General features: G+C 57.6%; 20 protein-coding genes. 8 read left to right on the top strand and 12 right to left on the bottom strand.

Translation table 11 applies throughout. The annotated features are described in order from the left end of the window. Nucleotides 1–36 precede the first annotated feature (36 nt). On the bottom strand, nucleotides 37–330 hold the full coding sequence (locus tag AABA48_RS05605) for a hypothetical protein (RefSeq protein WP_286349724.1): 294 nt from the start codon (nucleotides 328–330) through the stop codon (nucleotides 37–39). On the opposite strand from AABA48_RS05605, the gene AABA48_RS05600 reads away from it, so the two are divergent. Beyond that, the gene (locus AABA48_RS05600; RefSeq protein ID WP_286349725.1) at nucleotides 320–580 is read left to right on the top strand and encodes a hypothetical protein; all 261 of its coding nucleotides are present in this window, start codon (nucleotides 320–322) and stop codon (nucleotides 578–580) included. The two genes, AABA48_RS05605 and AABA48_RS05600, sit on opposite strands and share 11 nt — an antisense overlap. Nucleotides 581–633: 53 nt before the next feature. On the opposite strand, the gene AABA48_RS05595 is transcribed toward AABA48_RS05600, so the two are convergent. Continuing rightward, nucleotides 634–1,617 carry a D-2-hydroxyacid dehydrogenase gene (locus tag AABA48_RS05595; protein ID WP_286349726.1) on the bottom strand — a complete coding sequence of 328 codons (984 nt, stop codon included), beginning with the start codon at nucleotides 1,615–1,617 and terminating at the stop codon, nucleotides 634–636. Between the two features lie 163 nt (nucleotides 1,618–1,780). Between AABA48_RS05595 and AABA48_RS05590 the strand changes: the two genes are divergently transcribed. After that, nucleotides 1,781–2,749, top strand: a complete 969-nt coding sequence (locus AABA48_RS05590; protein ID WP_286349727.1) for a diguanylate cyclase domain-containing protein — start codon at nucleotides 1,781–1,783, stop codon at nucleotides 2,747–2,749. A gap of 15 nt (nucleotides 2,750–2,764) precedes the next feature. Here AABA48_RS05590 and AABA48_RS05585 read toward each other — a convergent pair whose 3' ends face one another. Together AABA48_RS05585 and AABA48_RS05580 are read right to left on the bottom strand one after the other, a co-directional pair. Further along, the gene (locus tag AABA48_RS05585) at nucleotides 2,765–3,076 is read right to left on the bottom strand and encodes a hypothetical protein (RefSeq protein ID WP_286349728.1); all 312 of its coding nucleotides are present in this window, start codon (nucleotides 3,074–3,076) and stop codon (nucleotides 2,765–2,767) included. A 44-nt stretch (nucleotides 3,077–3,120) separates the two neighbouring features. Then, the gene (locus tag AABA48_RS05580) at nucleotides 3,121–3,312 is read right to left on the bottom strand and encodes a hypothetical protein (protein WP_286349729.1); all 192 of its coding nucleotides are present in this window, start codon (nucleotides 3,310–3,312) and stop codon (nucleotides 3,121–3,123) included. Nucleotides 3,313–3,552: 240 nt separating this feature from the next. Between AABA48_RS05580 and AABA48_RS05575 the strand changes: the two genes are divergently transcribed. After that, the gene (locus tag AABA48_RS05575; protein ID WP_119332607.1) at nucleotides 3,553–3,813 is read left to right on the top strand and encodes a hypothetical protein; all 261 of its coding nucleotides are present in this window, start codon (nucleotides 3,553–3,555) and stop codon (nucleotides 3,811–3,813) included. Nucleotides 3,814–3,828: 15 nt separating this feature from the next. Here AABA48_RS05575 and AABA48_RS05570 read toward each other — a convergent pair whose 3' ends face one another. Then, entirely contained in the window at nucleotides 3,829–4,137 is a 309-nt protein-coding gene (locus tag AABA48_RS05570; protein ID WP_286349730.1) for a hypothetical protein, read from the bottom strand. Nucleotides 4,138–4,140: 3 nt separating this feature from the next. Further along, nucleotides 4,141–4,371: a 4Fe-4S dicluster domain-containing protein gene (locus tag AABA48_RS05565; protein WP_010942310.1), complete on the bottom strand. Its 231-nt coding sequence runs from the start codon at nucleotides 4,369–4,371 to the stop codon at nucleotides 4,141–4,143. A gap of 184 nt (nucleotides 4,372–4,555) precedes the next feature. On the opposite strand from AABA48_RS05565, the gene AABA48_RS05560 reads away from it, so the two are divergent. Beyond that, nucleotides 4,556–5,455 (top strand): rhomboid family intramembrane serine protease, encoded by a 900-nt coding sequence (locus AABA48_RS05560; RefSeq protein ID WP_434007034.1) that lies wholly within the window; start codon nucleotides 4,556–4,558, stop codon nucleotides 5,453–5,455. Between the two features lies 1 nt (nucleotide 5,456). Here AABA48_RS05560 and AABA48_RS05555 read toward each other — a convergent pair whose 3' ends face one another. Then, nucleotides 5,457–5,870, bottom strand: coding sequence for a DUF309 domain-containing protein (locus tag AABA48_RS05555; RefSeq protein ID WP_286349732.1), 414 nt, complete (start codon nucleotides 5,868–5,870; stop codon nucleotides 5,457–5,459). A gap of 93 nt (nucleotides 5,871–5,963) precedes the next feature. Continuing rightward, complete coding sequence (locus AABA48_RS05550) at nucleotides 5,964–6,911, bottom strand: phosphorylase family protein (protein ID WP_286349733.1); 948 nt, start codon at nucleotides 6,909–6,911, stop codon at nucleotides 5,964–5,966. Between the two features lie 316 nt (nucleotides 6,912–7,227). On the opposite strand from AABA48_RS05550, the gene AABA48_RS05545 reads away from it, so the two are divergent. Further along, complete coding sequence (locus AABA48_RS05545; protein ID WP_286349734.1) at nucleotides 7,228–8,151, top strand: hypothetical protein; 924 nt, start codon at nucleotides 7,228–7,230, stop codon at nucleotides 8,149–8,151. A gap of 93 nt (nucleotides 8,152–8,244) precedes the next feature. Then, nucleotides 8,245–8,874 carry a hypothetical protein gene (locus tag AABA48_RS05540; protein WP_286349735.1) on the top strand — a complete coding sequence of 210 codons (630 nt, stop codon included), beginning with the start codon at nucleotides 8,245–8,247 and terminating at the stop codon, nucleotides 8,872–8,874. A 106-nt stretch (nucleotides 8,875–8,980) separates the two neighbouring features. On the opposite strand, the gene acnB is transcribed toward AABA48_RS05540, so the two are convergent. The 4 genes from acnB to AABA48_RS05520 form a co-directional block, all read right to left on the bottom strand. Then, on the bottom strand, nucleotides 8,981–11,524 hold the full coding sequence (gene acnB / locus AABA48_RS05535; RefSeq protein ID WP_286349736.1) for a bifunctional aconitate hydratase 2/2-methylisocitrate dehydratase: 2,544 nt from the start codon (nucleotides 11,522–11,524) through the stop codon (nucleotides 8,981–8,983). 229 nt (nucleotides 11,525–11,753) lie between these two features. Then, nucleotides 11,754–13,004 carry a histidine--tRNA ligase gene (gene hisS / locus AABA48_RS05530; RefSeq protein WP_286349737.1) on the bottom strand — a complete coding sequence of 417 codons (1,251 nt, stop codon included), beginning with the start codon at nucleotides 13,002–13,004 and terminating at the stop codon, nucleotides 11,754–11,756. A 42-nt stretch (nucleotides 13,005–13,046) separates the two neighbouring features. Beyond that, nucleotides 13,047–14,423: a GGDEF domain-containing response regulator gene (locus AABA48_RS05525; RefSeq protein WP_286349738.1), complete on the bottom strand. Its 1,377-nt coding sequence runs from the start codon at nucleotides 14,421–14,423 to the stop codon at nucleotides 13,047–13,049. Between the two features lie 60 nt (nucleotides 14,424–14,483). Further along, on the bottom strand, nucleotides 14,484–16,874 hold the full coding sequence (locus tag AABA48_RS05520; RefSeq protein WP_286349739.1) for a DNA internalization-related competence protein ComEC/Rec2: 2,391 nt from the start codon (nucleotides 16,872–16,874) through the stop codon (nucleotides 14,484–14,486). 319 nt (nucleotides 16,875–17,193) lie between these two features. Here AABA48_RS05520 and AABA48_RS05515 point away from each other — a divergent pair, with 319 nt between their 5' ends. Continuing rightward, entirely contained in the window at nucleotides 17,194–18,468 is a 1,275-nt protein-coding gene (locus AABA48_RS05515) for a sensor domain-containing diguanylate cyclase (RefSeq protein ID WP_338271200.1), read from the top strand. 160 nt (nucleotides 18,469–18,628) lie between these two features. Next, nucleotides 18,629–21,103 (top strand): response regulator, encoded by a 2,475-nt coding sequence (locus AABA48_RS05510; RefSeq protein ID WP_286349741.1) that lies wholly within the window; start codon nucleotides 18,629–18,631, stop codon nucleotides 21,101–21,103. Nucleotides 21,104–21,114 lie beyond the last annotated feature (11 nt).

Below are 21,114 nucleotides of genomic sequence, written 5' to 3'. Positions count from 1 at the left end.
TCACCATGCGCAATCACAATTTTATCTACCGAAACGTCATCGTTCCCACTCTCTGCGGGTGCGGTGGGCGAGAACGGCATTCTCGAAATCGATCTCCTCCAGAATACGCTCAGCTTCTCCCCGAGTGAGACCGACGCTTGGTCTGTTGCCCATCCAATGAGTCAAGTCATCAGTCGGGGGATTGAGGGCCTGCGGTTTTGGCGGTCCCGAAATCAGTTTCCCGTTGATGAAGAGAGCAGCCTCATAAGCCCCCTCCTTCCTTACCAGCAGGAACTCGGCGAGACCGCCGGAACTGAGATGTTTTTTCAGGATCAGTTTCTTGACGATCATTGATAGCTCCGTGAACAGCGATCAACTTGATATTCTGCGAGATTTTGGATACAGTTTACCAAGCTGGCGGATTCAGCCGCCAGTGGCGGTGTCGGGAGGTTTCATGGGCAGATACATACGGGAAGAGCGAACAGCCAAAGAGAAAATCCAAGACACGGTCAACACAATAATCGCTTTTTTTCTCATGATCGTTGCCTCGGCTCTCGTGGTTCTCTTGGTATTTCTGTTCTACGAAAACTCCAAAGGCTGATCCAAGACTCGTTCTTGCCGGCTCGGGCCGTCATTTTTTGATGACGGCTTTTTTCATTTCAGGAACCGGCTGTTAACCACGTTCTGGGGCTCTCCCGCCAGGAACGTTGCCACGTTGGCCGCCAGGATTCCCATGAGTCGACGGCGGGCTGCCAGGGAAGCCCATGCCAGATGCGGCGTGAAAATACAGTTCGGCGCCCCGAGGAGTGGGTTGTCGGGACTCATCGGCTCGTGGGCGACCACATCCAACCCCGCGCCGGCAAGTTTTCCGCTATGCAGGGCAGCGGCCAAATCGACTTCATTTACCAGGCCTCCGCGTGCCACATTGAGAAAGAAAGCGCTTGGCTTCATGAGCGAGAGGAGTCGGCTGTTCACAAAGCCGGTATTCTCGGCCGTTTGGGGGCAGTTGAGGGATACCACGTCGGAACCGGCGAACAGTTCATCAAGAGAAACGAACCGGACCGGCACCGGCCCAGGGTCTGCAGGGACGCGGGGAGCATACGCGATGATCTTCATGCCGAAGGCAGCCCCTACCCGCGCCACGGCCCGGCCGATGGTGCCATACCCGACAATGCCCAGCGTGAGGCCGTCAAGCTCGACGATGGGCGTTTTCCAGAAAGAGTGGTCCGACGAACGGACCCACTCGCCTGCCTTTACGGCTGAATCATGGATCCCCACGTGTACGGCCAGTTCAAGAAGAAGGGCAAAAGTAGTCTGCACAACCGATTCGGTGGAATAGGCCGGGATATTGGCCACGGGAATGCCGCGCTTGCCGGCAGCCTCCACGTCTACGTTGTTGTATCCCGTGGCCAGCATCGAAATATAGCGCAACCTGGGCAGCGCCGCCAAGGTGGCCTCGTCGAGCTTGACCTTGCTGGTCAGGACGATATCCGCATCCTTGGCCCGCTCCACCCGCAACTCGGGCGGGGTCCGGTCATAAATAGTGCAGTCGCCCAACTTCTCCAGCGGAGTCCAGGGGTTGTCGCCCGGATTGATGGTATAGCCGTCCAGGATGACGATGTTGGTTTTTTGTATCATATATGTCGCGCTCCGACTCCTGATATGGGTATCTTTAGATACGATACGTGTGGAAAGTAGCAGCAGGCGACGATGCTGTCAATGGTCTCAAAACTATCCGGAGTATCCTGATTGCACTAAAGAAATCACGCATTCTGCCGAAACGGTTGGAGAGGAGCCAGCAATGACAGACGCCATGACGGATGAAACACGCGCGCCGCGCTTCCCTTTTCCCATTCTCATCGTTGACGACAACCGCCTGCTGCGCACCATGCTGGAAACCAGCTTGAAATCTGCCGGTTACGATGTGGTAATGGCGGAAAACGGCAAAGAGGCCCTGGAAATCTTCAACAAGGGGTACTACCCAATCGTCATGACGGACTGGGTAATGCCGGAAATGGATGGGCTCGAACTCTGCAGGGCCATTCGCGCCGACTGTTCCGGCCGTTATACCTACATTATCCTCCTCACCTCCCAGGACTCGAAAAACGATGTCATCGCAGGACTTGAAGCGGGTGCAGACGAATATCTCGTCAAGCCGGCCCACCAGGTTGAGTTGCTGACCCGGCTTAAAACCGCCAAGCGAATTCTCGACCTGGAAAGCTCACTGAAAAAAAGCCTGGAAGAGATCGGCAACCTCTCCCGTGTCGACACGCTGACCGGTGTCTACAACCGCCGCTACCTGGATGAGCGCCTTTCTCCCGAAATCAAGCGGGCTTACCGCTATGAACGGGCATTGTCCCTGATTCTTGTCGGGATTAACGACTTCAGCGGGATCACCTCTGCCCACGGGCATTACGCGGGGGAACTGGCTCTCAAGGGGTGCGCCGACGTTCTCACAGAGTCGATCCGCAGGGACATCGACTGGCTGGCACGTTACGATGACGACAGATTCGTGGTTGTTCTTCCGGAAACAGACGCCTCGGGAGCCATGATTCTCGCCAAGAGGCTCCGGATTCGGATTGCGTCGATGGCGCTGAAACTGTACGACAAAGAGATCAAGGTCAATGCAGCCTTCGGGGTGGCCGGTTTTACCGCAACCCAGCAAAAAGAAGGAATGACGCCCCACATTCTGCTCGACAAAGCGGACCGCTCATTACGGGAAGCCCAGGAAGAAGGGGGTGAAATGATCAAGGGAGTCCAGCTTCATTGATGAGCAAAAACATACCTACTCACCCGTAAAGAACCGCTTAATGCTCCTGCCCATTTCGCGGAAAGCCTCACCGGTTTTCCTGCCGGTTTCCCGGAACCACTCCCCAACGCTCCTGCCGGTCTTTTTGGCCTCATGACCGGCCTCCTTGCCCATCTGTTTTACGCCCTGACCGATCTCTTTGCCCCCTTCCTTGAACGCCTGGCCCGTCTCCTTGCCGATGGTCTTGAAGCCTTCACCGACCTTCTTACCCCCTTCCTTTATTCCTTCATCGGCACCGGCCGCGCATCCCAGCAGTAAAGCAACAGCAACCACGACTACTGAAAGCACGGCCCGAATTCTCTTGCCTCGCGGTGAACCGTTATTTGTTCGCACTATTCGTTACCTCCCTTGCCTCGAATGAGAAGCTCTTCCGCTCGAGGTAGATCCTCTTCGGCCACATGGATTTCCAGCATACCCGTGTCACCTCTTTCTCGACGGAGAAAATACTCGATGCCGCCTTTTCTCAGGACGGTTTCCACACTGGAACGATCCGTTTCATCTTTAGGGTCATAAAAACGTGCCATGATCAGGACCTCCCTTCTTGTATGCCCGAAGGCCGGATACATCGGCCTCCTTTTTGGAGGCGCACCTTCATCTAATTAAATAGTAGCATGAAACCGCAAGAAGGATTGTGCCTTTCATCATTGGCCGGAACGGTGAAAAATAATGGACGCTCAGCTATTCATGCAGTATGCTGGCGACGTCGTATACGGCAGATATCGTGAAACGCCAAGGCCGACGGCGCCTAAAAGGAGCGGGATATCATGTTGCTGGAGGACGTGGGAAACGATGTTTACAAGACGTGGAGCAATACCAAGCGGCGGGACGAAATAGCCAAGCTTGTCCAGGGATATCGGTCAGGGCTGCCGGCGTTCATTCTCTGCCGAATGACGGAGGCCATTGCCGGCAGTCGCAAGCGTGCCAGGAAGTTCCTGCACGAAATGATGCCCCCTGCGGAACGGCAGGAGGCGGTGACGCGGGAAAGCGGTCCGATGGCGGAGTTTGTGAAGGATTGTCTGCTCTGATTGCGGTGTTACACTCTACAGAAGCTGAACTTCACTCACCCGTACGATCAGCACATCCTGCCGGAAACGCTCGGCGAGCTCCTCGCGAAACCGGTGCCACCAGGGCCGGTCCAAATGCTCAGCCATCACCTCGTAGATCACGATGTCATCGTGCACGGTAGTGGTGGCTGAATCCTTCCACAACCCCTTTGCCGGCGATCTCACATAGGTGGTTATTCCGCCGTAGCGCTCTGTCAACTCGTCCCGGACCCGGACGAATTCCTCCTGGGGGAAATTAGTGCCGTCATTGTCGTAGAGCGGCAGCAGTATCTGGAAGAGATACATAGCCTATCCTCCTTCCGCTCGCTTATTCTGCTCACCGGGCATGCCGACAGTACCGCCGCGGATTGCCTCGAAGGGGCACTCCGTCACGCATCGGCCACAGGCGCTGCATCGCTCGGAGTAGTCGAGCACCACTGTTTTTTTCCCATCTTTTACTTCAAGGCTCAGAAGCCGGCTCGAACAGGCTGCCACACATCTACCACACCCTTTGCACCGCCCCGCATCAATCTCGATCATGGTGTGTTACTATCTCCTCCGCGCCACCTTGCTTTCCGCACCACGCACTGATATTGCGACATATTTTTAACTGATCAAAGTTTTTTTCACACCAGTTATCGCAATAACGATCGACACTGATTACCATGTACGTATGTACACCACCTCTGAACAACTGATGCCCTTGCCCGATCTGTGGTTACCTTTGCCCGCCGACTCGGGAATCGCCTCCGACATTCTGACTCCACAGAATGCGCGGCTCTGGGCGCTGGTGCTGGAGGCGCGGTACGTGCCCGTCCGGGTGGAGCAGAACAGCACCGGCTGGCGAGTGCTCGTTCCGGCATCGGCTTTTGCACGAGCTCTCAGGGAGGTGCGCCTCTTTGAGCAAGAGAACAGCAATTGGCCCCCTCCCCCACCGCCGGCCCGCCCATTGGAAGAGAACACCCTCTCCACCCTTTCAGTACTGCTTCTGCTGGCGATTTTCCACAATCTCACCCGGTTCGGCGTGACCTTGCCCGGTCACGCTTCCTCCGACTGGTTCGACCTCGGCAATGCCAATGCAGCATCCATTCTCGACGGGCAGTGGTGGCGGGCCGTGACCGCACTGACACTCCATGCCGATGTTTCGCACCTGGCGGGCAACCTCGCCATCGGCGGCTTCATCGCCGTCCTCCTCTGCCGCGAGCTCGGGTCCGGCTTGTCGTGGGCGCTCCTGCTAAGCTCCGGTATCCTCGGCAACCTCACCAATGCTTACTTTCAACTCCCTGCCCATCGCTCAGTGGGGGCCTCGACTGCGGTTTTCGGCGCAGTCGGAATCTTCGCCGCTGTCAGTGCTATGCGCTGCGTCCATCACCCGAACCGGCGGGGGGTGATTCCCGCCGCCGCAGGACTGGCCCTGCTGGCCGCGTTAGGCACGGAAGGCGAGCACACCGACCTGGGCGCCCATCTTTTCGGATTTCTCTGGGGAATCGGATTCGGCATTGCGGCGGAATTCCGGCTGGCAACCAGCGGCCGGCCGGGACGGATGGTCAACGCGTTGTTGGCACTGGCCAGCGCTCTCATCGTGATAGTTGCGTGGTGGATGGCATTCACCGCGGGAAGCTGAGTTATTTCACTCGATGTCCTTCCCCGCACGGGACGGCCACGAGCACCATTCGGGGGAAGAGGCTGCGATCCGCCTCGGCCATCCGTTCCGGGCCCAGCCGGCTCAACTCCTCGCGCAGACGGTCCGCGGCGGATATCAGTCCGGCCACATCCACCCGTTGACAGACCGGTCGTACCTGTCGCAGGTAGCCTGCCCCCCCTTTCAAGAGACTCATTGCCCCGCCAAAATTACCGTTGCGCCAGTGATGGAGAGCAACAGCCAGTTGCAGCGCACCCTGGTAAAAGTCCCGTATCTCTCCTTCGCTGCCGATCCAGAGATCTTCCAGAGTTTCGTGACATTCGAACCAGTCGCCCCGGTTGAACTCACCGAGTGCCTGGAGCAGCTTGCCTGAAATCGATTGCTCGCACAGATCCATGGTTCCTATGATCGCCTCTGCCTACTCAATCTATTCTCACTGACAAGTGAAACAACCTTCGTACAAAGGTCAAGCCGATGCACCCGACTTGGCTCACGCGTCTCCGTAGTCCTTGAATGCCCGCAGAATGAGCCGGGCACCGTCCAGCACCTGACGGCGGTAATCAGCCATGAAAACACCAGTCGCACGTTGATTGATCACCACACACACCACGGCGGCACGGTACCTCATCCCTCCGAGGAAATGAAGGAAAAACCCTGCCTCCATCTCCATGTTCTGGAGCTCGAGCCCCGGCCACGGACTGGCAAGGCGCTCGAAAGCGTCGAGCAGATTCACCTGGGTGGTGCCGACACGTGCCACACCTCTCCCCTGTTCCGCAAAGAAACCCGCACTGGAGATGGTGAGGCCCCGGGTCCAGTTTAACTCCAGGGTGCCCGCCGCAGCAGTGAGCGAAGCCAGCAAGCCTCGGTCGGACCTGGCGGCATACGGGGCAATTTTACCGGCAAAGCGCGCGCCTGGCAGTTCTGTGCCGGTAAGGACAGAGCCAACCTTCTCCTCCAACAGGGCGCAGGCCTCATCGGGTAACGGGATGTCATAGTAAAGGGCGGTGTTGTCCAGGCCCACCACATAGTCGGTCAGGATTAGCGTGCCGACAGGGGTGACCGGATTGAGCCCGCCGGAGGTGCCGAGGCGCACAAGGGTCAACGGTTGCCACTGCTCGCGCCGGGTCATTGTGGCAAAATCAACCTCGTTGAGTGCCGCCAGTTCATTGAGGACAATTTCCGTTGATGGAGCGCCGATTCCCGAGGTGACAAAGGAAACCCGTTGACCGGTTTCAGCGGTCACACCGGTTATGGTGCGAAAACCACGGTGGAAACGGTCAACCTCTCTTAGTGCCAGTAACTCCTCAGCCAGCACAGGGATCCGATCGGGATCCCCCACCATGATCACGCGCCGCGCCAACTCTTCAGGCGCCAAATCGAGATGGTACACTCTGCCCCGTACAATCGGCAGGTCATCCGGGGTGAGCAGTTTGCCCATATACGCCCCCTTCTTCGCATAAATCTTGAGGTTACTGTATCGGTGAATTGCACAAAGGCAAGCCTCGCCCCGTCAGATTTCAGGCCCATTGGAGGCGAATCACCCCCTTACTCCTTGACTTGTTCATAAACAGCGATACGTTTCCAATGATTGACCCGATGGAATTCCGGAACGGCCTGAGAATCTGCCACAATGCCAAGCCAGATCCAGCGCGTGTGACGTGCCGCTCCACGGTGTGTTTTCGCAATCTGGATACGTACCCGTGATATCCTTGCCGGAGGCAGTCCGGCGCATGTCGCGCCGGCGGGAGGTGGCTGTGAGATTTCCATCTGCCCTTGAAGATCCCAACATTTCGGTTCGCCTGCTGAGTGCGGAAGAGACGATCCACTCCCTCCAGAAACGGGAATTTATCGGAGAAGAGCTGGACTCCTGCCATTTCTGGCTGCAGGAGGGCAAGGAAGTCTTCAGGGACGCCGTGTGCGGCATCCTTCCTTATGACAGTTATGACAAGATATGGGCAACGCTCAACCAGATACGCCATATGTTCTGTAGAATTGTGCCACGGGAGGAGCTCCAGGCCCTCGTCGTGGAAATCAGGGCCGGGCTTTCCTACGTGGCTGCAAGAAAATGTCGTGACGAATACGACAAGGATCTGAATGAAATCGAGAAATCTCTGGGTCTTTCAGCGCATCACAGCCCCACTCTCCAGAATGAACGTGAGCTTAGAAGAGCTCTCGAACGATTATCGAGAATCGCAGCCGATGCTCGGGAGAGCCACTGGCGCAAGGTCAACCTCTTTCGCAAACGGTTGTTCCTCACCTCCCTGTCCCTGATGGTGCTCCTGCTGATGAGTCTTGTGCTCCTGCCGTTCGTGCTGCCAGCAGGAGCCCCATCTTGGATAGAAATCTTCCTGATCATCTGCTTCGGCACAATGGGGGGACTGGTCAGCGCCCTCAACTCACGAGAATCCCTGGAGAGCCAGACATCCGCCTACTACATCCAGCGTACGCTCCTTTTCCTGCGCCCTTTCATCGGCGCAACAGCGGGCCTCATCGTCTGCCTCATGCAGGCAACCGGCCTAATTTCTCTCCTACCGGCAATGGCAACGGGAGCCGACTCCCGGGTGTTTCATCCGGCGTATTTGGTGTTGGCTTTTGTTGCAGGGTTCAGCGAACGCTTCTTTATTACCCAACTTGAGAAAGTCAGCGGTGGGGCCAGAGAGAGGAAAGACGAACGATAACACTGTCATGCTACGGCATTGTTGAATTATATTGAAGGTCAACCTGAGGCGATACGACCTAGGTCAGACCTCGTCACCGATTGTGGAGGCTTCATGCGATACCGTATCTTAGCAATTGCGATGGTGTCCCTGCTCGCTGCGCTGCCTGCCGCCGGCGCAGACGTAAGAGACTTGGCCACATGCACCACAAAGGTCTTCAACGAAATCAACCGGACTCGCCAGTGGTCCGGAAAGGCTCCCGCCGGCTGCGCGGCCACAGTTGCCGTTGAAAAACGGGCGGACGGCATCTTCGTTGCCGCATGGACCATCGAGGCCACTGCCGGCGGTTGGGTGCGGACCGCCTTATCATCAGCAGCCGGTTTTGCCGAGGTGGCCGACAAAAAAATACTCGCCAGGGCCAATCGCGAGATAGTCAGTCGGGCCGCGCGCCTCGGCAAGTGCCTCGATTCGATCAAAGCTGTCAATGACCCGCTGGAGTGCCGCACTCATGCCACCAAGTCCTACCTTGTTGATGAGGTTACCGGCACCGAACACAACCGTCTCATCTGGCTCGACGACAATGGAAGACATACCGTCGTCGAGTACAGTTTCGGCGACACGGAGGCAACGCCGACGCCTCCGGCCGATCTGTTTGAAGGCACTCCCATCCAGCCCGGCGTGATCATTCAGCTGTACCGCGAGGTGAATGCACCACCTTCCCTGAAACCCAACTTCGCCTCATGATACCCTGAGCATGGTATATGAAGAGACCCCCGCCCGGGCATGCCCGAACGGGGGTCTCTCGTGTTACGTCCTCAGCCTTTCGGCGGAGGCGCTTCTATCTGGTGATCTACCGGTACTCAGGCATTTCGTCAAACTGCAGGTATTTGTAAATCGCATCCTTCTTCGGCTCCACCTTCTCCTTGATGGCGGCGAGATACTCCTCCTTGGTCGGGATGCGGCCGAGGTTGGTGCAAATGGCGCCGAGTTCGGCGGAGCCGAGGAATACCTGCGCTCCGTCGCCCATCCGATCGTCGAAGTTACGGGTGGAAGTGGAGAACACGTTGGACTTGTCGGGCACGCGGGCCTGGTTCCCCATGCAGAGGGAGCAGCCTGCGATCTCGATCCGGCAGCCAACGGCGCTGTAGATGGAGAAAAGTGCCTCATCCTTGAGTTGCTGCTGATCCATGCGGGTCGGCGGGCAGATCCAGGTACGGACGCTCGGGTTGAACTTCTGGCCGCGCCAGATCTCGGCAGCGGCGCGGAAGTGGCCGATATTGGTCATGCAGGAGCCGAGGAACACGTCGTTGATCGGGGTGCCGGCCACATCGGAGAGGAGCTTCACGTCATCCGGGTCGTTGGGGCATGCCAGAATCGGCTCGGTTATTTCTGCCAGATCGATCTCGATCACATCGGCATAGGCGCCGGTCTCCGCGGCGTTCTTGTCGGCTTCGAGAAGCTGCGGGTTCTTCAGCCACTCGTTGACCGCATCGATACGGTTTTGGAGGGTCTGGGCATCCTGGTAGCCGTCAGCAATCATCTTCTTCATGAGGGCAACGTTGGAGCGCAGATAGGTGGCAACCGACTCCTTGGAGAGCTGGATGCAACCGGCAGCGGCTGAACGCTCGGCAGCGGCATCGGTCAGCTCGAATGCCTGCTCCACGGAAAGATCGGGCAGACCTTCCATCTCAAGGATGCGGCCGTTGAAGATGTTGATCTTGTTCTTCTTGGGCACGGTCAACTTACCCTGCTTGATGGCCCAGTAAGGAATGGCGTTGACCACGTCGCGCAGGGTGATGCCCGGGTTCAGTTTGCCTTTGAACCGGACCAGGACCGATTCGGGCATATCCAGCGGCATGAAGCCCATGGCGCCGGCAAAGGCCACGAGGCCGGATCCGGCCGGGAAGCTGATGCCGATGGGGAAGCGGGTGTGGGAGTCACCGCCGGTCCCGACGGTGTCCGGGAGCAGCAGACGGTTCAGCCAGGAGTGGATGACGCCGTCCCCGGGCTTGAGGGGTACGCCGCCACGCTCAATGATGAACTCCGGCAACGTCTTGTGCATCTTCACGTCTGCCGGTTTCGGATAGGCGGCGGTGTGACAGAAGGACTGCATGAACATCGGCGAGAGGAACTTGAGGCAGGCCAGTTCCTTGAGCTCGTCGGCCGTCATGGGGCCGGTGGTATCCTGGGATCCGACCGTGGTCATCTTGGGCTCGCAGGCGGTGCCCGGCAGCACGCCGGTCACGCCGCAGGCCTTGCCGACCATCTTCTGGGCGAGGGAGTAGCCCTGACCAGACTTCGGCTCGGGGTTCACCGGCTTGGTGAAGACATCGGTGTCGCCAAGGCCGAGGGCCTTGCGGGCTTTCTCGGTAATGGCGCGGCCGATGATGAGCGGGATGCGGCCGCCGGCTCGGAACTCGTCGGCCAGGGTGTTGGGGTTCAGCTTGAAGGTGGAGATGACCTCGCCGGCAGCGTTGGCAATTTCGCCCTTCTTGGTGTTGATGGTGATCACGTCGCCGTCATTCACCTTGGTGACGTCTGCCTTGATGGGCAGTGCGCCGGAGTCCTGGGCGGTATTGAAGAAGATCGGGGCGATGACGCCGCCGATGATGACGCCTGCGGTCTTTTTATTGGGCACGCAGGGGATATCCTGGCCCATGTGCCAGAGGACCGAGTTGCAGGCCGACTTGCGGGAGGAACCGGTACCGACCACGTCGCCGACAAAGGCAACCTGGTGACCGGCGGCACGCCAGTCGGCAATATCCTTCAGACGGCCGGGGAAACGGGTCTTGCCCATGGCCAGCGCGTGCAGCGGGATGTCGGGGCGGCTCCACGCGTCGCCTGCCGGAGAGAAGTCGTCGGTATTGATTTCGCCTTCAACCTTGAAGACCTTGACCGAGATGGTTTCGGGTACGCCGGGACGGTTGGTGAACCACTCGGCATTGGCCCAGGATTCCAGCACCTTCTTGGCGGCTGCGTTGCTCTTGCTGAGCTCAACTACCTGATCGAAACCGTCATAGACAAGTGTCATGCCGGAAAGGGCGCAGGCGGCCTCATCGGCCAGGTCGGAGCTCTTCAAGGCATCTACCAGGGGAGAAACATTGTAACCACCGATCATCGTGCCCAGGATGCGGACCGCGTCAACCTTGGAGACGAGGGGGGATGTCTTGGTTCCGGCAAGGATCTCGGCCAGGAAGGCGGCCTTGACTTTGGCAGCGGGGTCGACGCCCGGAGAAACGCGCTCCTTCAGGAGGTGGAGCAGGAATTCTTCTTTACCGGCCGGAGGGCTCTCCAGCAGCTTGCACAGATCAGCGGTCTGCTCGGGGTTCAGCGGCAGGGCGGGAATTCCCTGGGCCTTGCGTTCGGCTTCGTGGGCGAGATAAGCTTCGATCATAGTCCATTCCTCCTGTGGTTTTACTTCTTGAATAAGTCGTTATTTCGGGATGTTGATACGCTCTTGCCCCAAGGGGGAAATGGATACTGTATACAATTTTTACGCTGGGTTGTCAATTGCTTAAGTGGGTTTAAGGAGTAATCATCCCGGGCTACCGGATGAGAAAAAAGAGCCGGGACAACGCGTATCGTCGCCCGGCTCCCTTTCCGCCCGATGCAGGTTTTCGTTCTTACGCCGTAATTGTTATGCGTGCGGCAATCTCTTCCGGCGTCAACGGGACTTCCGCCTGGACACCGGTGTCCATTGCCTTGAGCACGGCCGCCCCTTTTGCCAGCTCGTCGCCGCCGATGATCAGGGTAAAACGCGCATTGAACTTGTCCGAACGGCGCATCTGACTCTTGAGGCTCTTGCCTTCGTAGTCCATCTCCACGGCCACCCCGCTGCGCTGAAGGCCGCACATGAGCCGAAACGCCTCATCCTGGGCCTCCTCGCCAAGGGCGGCTATAAAGAGATCTGGGCTACGGGTGAAGTGCTGGTCCCCCAGCAGGAGGGCAATCCGTTCCACCCCCATGGCAAATCCGATACCGGGAATGGCGGGTCCGCCGAGGTCGGAGATAAGGCCGTCGTACCGGCCGCCTGCGGCAACGGCGCTCTGGGCGCCGAGCAGGCCGGTCACCAATTCGAAGGTAGTGCGGGTATAGTAATCAAGCCCCCGGACCATCCGGTTGTTGATGCTGTAGGCAGTGCCCGCCCGCTCCAGATGGCGCCGGGTGACGGCGAAGTGATCGTCGCAGCCTGCACAGAGGCTGTCGAGCATGGCCGGGGCGGTCGCGGTCGCCTCCTTGCAGTGGGCCGACTTGCAGTCCAGCGCCCGCAGGGGATTGGTTTGATAGCGGCGCTTGCAGTCGTCGCAGAGGTTGTCGAGCCGTTCCCGGAGAAAGTCGATCAGGGCCTGGCGGTAGGCGGGGCGGCATTCGGGGCAGCCGAGGGAGTTGATCTGGAGTGTCGGTTCCGTCAGTCCCAGTTCTGCGAAATAGTGGCAGAGCATGGTGAGGACCTGGGCATCGACCTTGGGGTCGGTAACTCCGGTCACCTCGGCGCCGATCTGGTGGAACTGGCGGTAGCGCCCTTTCTGGGGCCGCTCGTAGCGGAACATGGGGCCCATGTAGTAGAGCTTTGCCACCGGATCCTGGGCATAGAGCTTGTGCTCGATGTATGACCTCATTACGCTTGCGGTCCCTTCAGGACGCATGGTTACGGCGTTCTCTCCCTTGTCCACAAAGGAGTACATTTCTTTTTCCACGATATCAGTGGTATCGCCGATGGATCGCCGGAACAGTTCGGTTTTTTCAAGAATCGGGATGCGGATCTCCGAAAAACCGTAGAGACTGAAAACCCGGCGTGCCGTGGCTTCGATGTGCTGCCACCGCTCCACTTCCCCGGGAAGAATATCGTTAAATCCCTTGATACCTGTAATCATGTACGTACCTACTCCTTTAATTGCATTGGAACACACTCTAGGTCAACGGATTGCCGTTGCCCGGAATACACAATTTTTACCCTCTTCCTTGCCGCGGTACATGGCCTTGTCCGCCAGTTCGAGAAGCTCCATTTTGGACTGGGTATCGATGGGATAGCAGGCATAGCCGAGGCTTGCGGTGAGCTGGACATCAAGCCCTTCAGAGGCCAGAAAGTGGTGGTCCTCGATGGAGCGGCGAATCCTTTCAGCCACGGTTGCAGCGCCCTTTTCGCCGGTTTCCACCAGAATTATGGTGAACTCGTCGCCGCCGTAGCGGATGATGACATCGACCTCACGGACCGACTTCTTGAGCAATTGACCCACTTCATGGAGGACCTGGCTCCCGAAAAGGTGGCCGTGGGTGTCGTTGACCCCCTTGAAGTGATCCATGTCGATGAAGATCATGGAAACTACCGAGCCGAACCGGTCCGCCCGCTTGAGTTCACGGTCCAGCGAGATATCGAGATAACGGTAGTTGAAGAGCCCCGTGAGTTCGTCGACATAGAGCATGTCGCGGGCGCTGGAGTAACGCAGGGCATTGTCAAAGGCAAGCGATGCCTGCTCCAGCAAAAACTGGATGCTTTTATGCTTGAACACGGCAGGGAATGGCTTGCCCTGGTCATTGACCAGCAGAAGCACCCCCTGCAGGAGCGTACGCTGGCGGATGCTAACCACAAGGGCGCCATTAATTCCCGCAGTGCGCAGGAGAGCGTCGGCAAAATGGGAACCATCGAGCCGTCGAAAGCCCCCTGCCGTCTCCGCGGCATCACTGCAAAGGGTAAGGGCTTTTTCGGCAAGAGCTGCTGCAACTTCAGGCTCAAGGCCCCTCAACTCCTTAAGGGCGTGGGGTTCGCTCTTTTCGGGAAAGAGGCCGATGGCGCGTGAAACTCCGACCTCCTTGCAGAAAGCATCGACCACAACAGCGGAGAGCCGTTCCAAGTCGATACAGTTGGCTATGTTTTGCCCAACCTGAAAGAGATTCAGCAACTCCTTGAGTTCGTAGTTTTCGTTGATAAGCCGCCGCTGCTCGAAGCAAAGTGCCACGGTATGCTTGAATTCATCATGGTTGAACGGTTTGAGGATATAATCGCGGGCACCATTCTTGAGGGCATAGACGGCCGATTCGAGGTTGGCGTGTCCGGTGACGAGGATGACATCGACGTTCGGAGCTTTCTGCTTGACGCGGGACAACACCTCGATACCGCTCATCCCCGGCATGACCAGGTCGGTTATGACGAGGTGGTATTCTTGCTTCTCTAGCCGCTTCAACCCCTCGGTGCCCGATGCCACGGTATCGACCTCGTATCCCTCCTCTTTCAGGAGATCAACGTACATCTGACGAAAAAAACGGTCATCTTCGACAACGAGAATCCGTTCCATGCACAACTCCCGGAGTAGTGGCAAGCCTTCCCAAGACTATCAGATAATGCGGTCCACTTGTCAACGAAAATGCCCTTTCGCGAAGGTACCCACCTCCCACGAATCCCCGGTGCAGGTAACCTGCACGGTCCCATCCCGGTCAGTGCGATAGACATCGATCCCGCGGGCTTCCAGGCGGGCGAGTGTCTCAGGCGCTGGAAGTCCGAAGCTGTTCCTGCGCCCGGCGGAAATCAGGGCCACTTGAGGCGATGCTGCGTCGAGAAAGGAAGGGGATGATGAATAGCGGCTGCCATGGTGCGCCACCTTCAGTACCGTGCAGCGCAGACGAGCCGGGTCGTTTGCAAGGACACCCTCGGCCGGTGCACCGATATCGCCGGTGAACAGGATGCACGTGCCGCCAAGGACAAGCCTGAAAACCAGTGAATCGTCATTATCTGCCCCCTTCCCCGGACTCTTGTCGCACGGCCAGAGCGGTTCTATCCGAGCACCGCCGACAGTGAACGGCGCTGTTGCGGCGGACAAGTGCCTGACGGGCACTCCCTGCTCGACCAATCGAGCCCTCAACTCTGCCAGGGACGCGTTTTCCGCGGGCTGCCCCGTTTCCCAGAACTCACCAACGGGCATAGCCGCTGCCAGATAGAGAAGGCCTTCCAGGTGGTCAGGATGAGGGTGGGTCAACACTAGATAGTCGATGGATTTCACTCCCATGCTCCAGAGAGCAGGCACAAGAAGCCGTTCTCCCACATCGGTGCCGCCTCCATGAACGGCTCCGCCCCCGTCCACCAGCATGATCTTGCCGTCGGGAAGTGAAACGAGCGTTGACTCCCCCTGCCCCACACTCAGAAAGTTGATCACGAGTTTGGCATCGCCTCCCGCCATGGCAGGCAAGTGAAGAGCCGAAAGTGCTAAGGCGCCGATTCCTGCGACCAGAATCCGCGCACGGCGACCGGGCAGCAACGTTAATCCCAGCAGCAGCAGAAACGACACGAGCAGATCAATCCTGGTGACGCTGTGAAGGGGAACCGGGGGAATCCGTGCCAGCCACTCGATGATCCGGTTGGATATTGCAACGAGCCAGGAAGCAATAGTAATGAGCGGTCCGGCCGCAACCGGAGTAACCGCAATAAGCGGCAACGCGGCGAATCCGGCCACCACCGCTCCGTACCCCATCAGCGGCACGATGAAAACGTTGCTGATAATTCCTGCCACAGTGGCCCGATGAAAGGCATACCCCACGGGAAGAAACGTGACGAGGGTCGCTGCAGCCGACGCGGCCAGCAGCAGGATAACGTTCTTGACGAAGCCGTTATCCAGAGTGCGGAACGGATGAGAGAAGACCGGCGTCAGGACCACAAGTCCCCAAAGGGCGAGAAACGACAACTGGAAGGAAATATCGAACAGCGACGGTGGATTGGCAGCGAGCATTGCAAGGGCCGCCATGGTCAATACATTGATCGGGTCTGTTTCGCGCTCCAGCCAGAGCGCAAGGGTGATTACGGCTATCATCAGCACGGAACGGACCGTGGCCGGGGCGGCACCGGAAAGAAACAGGTAGAATGCAACAGGGGGAAGTGTCGCCAGCAGTGCTGTCCGCCGCAGGTTGATTTGCAGGGTAAGGCGCTCGAAGCGACTGAGCAGCAGGAGCAGAGACCGGTAGATGACCAGAGCAATAATACCCACGTGAAAGCCGGAGATTGAGAGGATATGATTTACACCGGCACGTGCGTAGGCCTCTTCCAGCTCTTTAGAGACGAATCCCCGCTCCCCCAGCAGGAGCGCCCGGAGAACGCCTCCTTCGTTGGGAGAATACCGACCGATGACATCACCGAGCATGGCTGCCGATCGATCGAAAAAACGTTGCACCGGAAAGGCCACTGCTTGTCGCATTAACAGGATATCGTCGGCATCCCCGACAAACGCCGTGGCGTGGATGTCCCGATACGCCAGGTAGCGCCGATAGTCATATTCGCCCGGAATTCCGTAATTGAAGGGCTCTGCAACCTTAGCCCGAAACCGCACCCGATCGCCAGTGAGAAACGGCGCCATCCCTTGCTTCACATAGACCATGAGACGTCCGCTGGCGGGCAGTGTCGAACCGGCGGCTATGACAGATTCGGCGGCCAGGCAAAACTTCCCTTCACTGGGGCGGACGTCGGGCCGCGAATCGACAATGCCTTCGATAATTACTGGTCCGTAGCCGGTGTATCTGGCCACATGGGTAGACGACAGATCCGGATAGAGAAAAGGGGCAAGGGACGAGCCCCCCCAGACGAAAAAGGTGAGTCCGACAGCAACTATCAGAGGAACTGCGCTCCTGAAGAAAATGAGCGCCGCTGAACCCGCAAGGCAAAGCCAGGCAAGCCAGGGAGGGAACATCAGATCAAAATGGTGCGAGGCGCACAAACCTCCCATCAGGCCGAGCAGCGGCACGAGGAAAGGCCGTTGATGCACTCGATATACCTACCGCTACCGCCCGCCCCGCACCGTGCCGAATGGGTGCATGAGGAGGGAAACTGGCTTGAGAACTGCACGTGCCGCTACGAGCACATCACTCGCGGCGGCAGTCCTCGCGGTATAATTGTGACAAACAGGGTTCATCACACAAGACACGGGCTACTCCCTTGAAAGTTTTGGGTAATTTTGGCACCTTATAGCACAGCTTCCTCCATTTGCCAATTGGCATTGGAATGTTATTACTATATACATAAAGAAAATGCGTGGGATATCAGAAGATATTTGCAGCATGTCGCCAGTGCCGGAGTCCGGCACCGTGGAGCCTTTCTTGCCCCCTCCGCTTCGTGTACTCATAATTGAAGACTCGGAAGACGATTACTTCCTCCTCGTGAGAGCTCTCAAGCGTGAGTTCGACATCGTCCCCGAGCGGGTTGATTCGGACGAGTCGCTCCGCGCCAGTCTCTGCGACAAGAGATGGGATATTGTATTGTCGGATTATTTCATGCCACAATTCGATGCCTTGGCAGCCTTGACCCTCATCCAGAGCAAGAACCTGGATATCCCCTTCATCATCGTTTCGGGCAAAATCGGCGAATTTGAAGCGGTTAAAGCGATGAAAGCCGGCGCCCATGACTATATCATGAAGGGCGATTATACCCGCCTGATCCCCGCTATCCGCCGGGAACTCCGCGAAGCCATGATCCGGCAGGAACAACGTCGGACCGACCACGAACTCCGCGAACAACTCCACTTCCGACAGGCGCTGATTGACGCCATTCCCGCCCCCATCTACTTCATGGATACCACGGGAATTTTCCTTGGCTGCAACAAGGCGTTCGAGGCATTTTCGGGCCACCCTCAGGATGAAATCGTCGGGAAGACAATCTATGACCTGATGCCCCCCTCGCTCGCAAAGCACACTGACAGTGCGGACAGGGAACTGTTCGAGCACGGTGGCATCCAGATCTACGAGAGTGTCATATCCTTTGCAGACGGCGCACTCCATGACGTGATCTTCTACAAGGCCACGTTCACCACAACCGAAAAAAACATCGGCGGCCTTGTAGGGACCATCCTCGACATCACCGAAAGGAAGCAGACTGAGGAAAGACTGCGGTACATGAGCACCCACGACCCACTGACGGGGCTTTACAACCGAGCCTATTTTCAGGAAGAAATGGAGCGGCTCGAACAGGGACGGCAATTCCCGGTCAGCGTAGTCGTATTTGACGTGGACCGGCTGAAATTCGTTAATGACAGCCTGGGACACGCTGCGGGGGATGAGTTGCTGATTCGAGCCGCCCTGGTGCTCAAAGGCGCCTTCCGTGCCGAAGACGTGGTGGCGAGAATAGGAGGAGACGAATTTGCCGTTCTCCTTCCCTCAGCAGACGCCGATGTAGTGCAGGAAGCCCTGCGAAGAGTGATTGGCAAAATAGAGCAGAGCCGGACGGAGGGCCATACTGTTCCCCTCAGTATCTCTTTCGGTGCCGCAACGGCCAGCAAGGGCGACCGCCTCGAAGAGGTGCTCAAGCTTGCCGACCATAGAATGTACGAGAATAAATTCAATAAATGCTGCGTTTTGCCTGCATGAATTGCACTCATGCTGTCTCCCCCCTTCACAGTCCCTTTTAAACAGACAGCTGCTGGACCATGCAAAAGAATTAACAGTGCTAAACGTCTCCCGATTTTTGCCGATGAGACCTTAAGAAGCAGTCCATTCCGGGATTGTTCACCGAAACGGAGCATGAATTATGGAGTTGCCACCTCTGCGCGTGGTGATCGTTGATGACTCATCCCTGGATGCAGAGCTGATCCTCAGGGAACTTAATCGCAGCTTTGCGACCGAATTCGTGCGCGTGGACACCCCCAGCGGCATGAGCGCCGTGCTTGAGGCTGAACCATGGGACGTCATAGTCTCCGACTATTTCATGCCCCAGTTCAGCGGACTTGATGCCATTGCCCTGCTGAAGAAACTCAACCATGATATCCCGATCATCATCGTCTCCGGCAAGCTGGGTGAAGATTCGGCGGTAGAGACCATGCGCGCGGGGGCAAGCGACTACATACTCAAAGACAACCTCGCCCGCCTGGTGCCGGCCATACACCGGGAACTAAATGAATTGTCGGTCCGCCGGCAAAAAAAGCGGGCAGAAGAAGAGCTCCGCAAGCTTTACCACGCCGTTGAACAGAGCCCTGTTTCAATTGTAATTACCGATCGGGAAGGCACCATCGAATACGTCAACCCGAAATTCAGCAAACTGACCGGGTATGATTCCCACGAGGCCATTGGTCAGAATCCTCGCATCCTTAAATCGGGAGAAACTCCGGCAGAGGAATACCAATGCCTCTGGGCAACCATCAAGGCAGGGAACGAATGGCACGGTGAATTACTCAACAAAAAGAAAAACGGCCAACTTTTCTGGGAGCGGGCCTCCATTTCCGCCATAAAAGACGAAACCGGCACGATCACTCATTTCGTCGGCATCAAGGAAGACATAACGGAGCAACGCAGGACCAAGGAAGCGGAACTCCGCAGTTGGAAGCTCTCCGAGGCCATGGCGTCTGCGAGCCTCTGCTTTCTGGAGACCGAAAACATCAGCAAGATGGCCCAGATACTGGTCGACCGCTGCGTAGAGATCACCAATGCGTCCTTCGGCTTTTTGTATGAACTGGTGTTCGGCGGCGACGCACGTATTCTCGCCGTGTCGTCCACGTCGGCCGTGCCTGCCGGTGGACTCTGTGCCCAGGTAAAGGGACATATCGAACGGGAAGGTTTTTTTCTCGTCACCCCTAGTGACGGACTCTTGTTTGAGCCGGTCAAGGCCGGCACGACAGTTCTCACCAACAACCCCAGAACCCTGGATCACCTCATTTGCCGCGACAGCGGGAACTTCGGCCAGATCAACTCCTTTCTCGGCACCCCGCTCAAGGTGGGCAGCCGGGTAGTCGGCATGATCGGGCTCACTGACCGGCCGGATGGCTTTACTGACATGGAGCGCCGGGAAATCGAGGCATTCGCCCAGACTGCAGCGCTTGCACTCCATAGCGCCAGGGCTGAAATCGAACATAAAAAGGCCATGGATCAGCTTCGCCAAGCGCAAAAAATGGAGGCGATCGGCCAGCTCGCCGGGGGGATTGCCCATGACTTCAACAACCTGCTGACGGTCATCAACGGGTACAGCACCCTCCTGATTCATGAGATGCCCAACGACTCACCGTTCAAGGTTGAAGTCGAGCATATTCTCCAAGCCGGCGAGCGGGCGGCGGACCTCACTCATCAGCTCCTCGCCTTCAGCCGGCGCCAAATCCTCGAGCCCAAATACATCGACATCAATCTTCTTGTGAAAAACGTCGAAAAGATGCTGAAACGGCTCATACGAGAGAATATCATCCTCACGACCCGCCTTGCCGAACAGCTTGGGACCGTAAAGGCAGATCCGGGCCAGGTCGAGCAGATCATCATGAACCTTGTGGTCAATGCCCGCGACGCCATGGAGGAGGGAGGCATTCTTACAATAGAAACAGCGAATGTGGAGCTGGACGGCGCATTCGCCCTGAACAATCCCGGGGCAGTCCCGGGGCGCTACATCATGCTCACCGTAACAGATACCGGCATCGGCATGTCGGAGGAAGTGCGGCGCAAGGTTTTTGAGCCATTTTTCACGACCAAGGCTCAGGGCAAGGGAACCGGATTAGGCCTTGCGACGGTCTATGGTATCGTGAAGCAAAGCGACGGTTACATTCAGGTGTTGAGTCAGCCGGGTAAGGGATCATCGTTCCGGGTTTTTCTCCCGCGCGTCCAGGGCAAAAGCGAGGGGGACATCCTGCTGGATGACGCGCCTGAAATGCTGGGGTCTGAATCGGTTCTTGTGGTCGAAGATGAGGAAGGTGTCCTCAATCTTGTGGTCCACACCCTCTCTGCCCGTGGCTACCGGGTGTTCAGTACGGCATCCCCCGTTGAAGCCATGGAGATATTCAGCCGCAACCGGGAGCGGATCTGCCTCCTTGTGACCGACGTGATCATGCCGGGGATGAGCGGCCCCCTCCTGGCAGAAAACCTCAGAGGGCAGCGAGAGGATCTCAAAATATTGTTCATGTCGGGGTATACTGATGATACCGCAATACCAAGCGAGGCGTCGGATGAACGGACTTCCTTCATCATGAAGCCGTTCACCCCCGATGCGCTGGCCGGAAAAGTTCGCGAATTGCTCGGCACTGTTTCGTGATTATACCGGCA

The organism is Geobacter sp. 60473 (genome assembly GCF_036323535.1).
GTDB lineage: Bacteria > Desulfobacterota > Desulfuromonadia > Geobacterales > Geobacteraceae > Geobacter > Geobacter sulfurreducens.
Note: the sequence above shows the minus strand (reverse complement) of the source record. Positions and strands in the feature narration are given on the sequence as shown.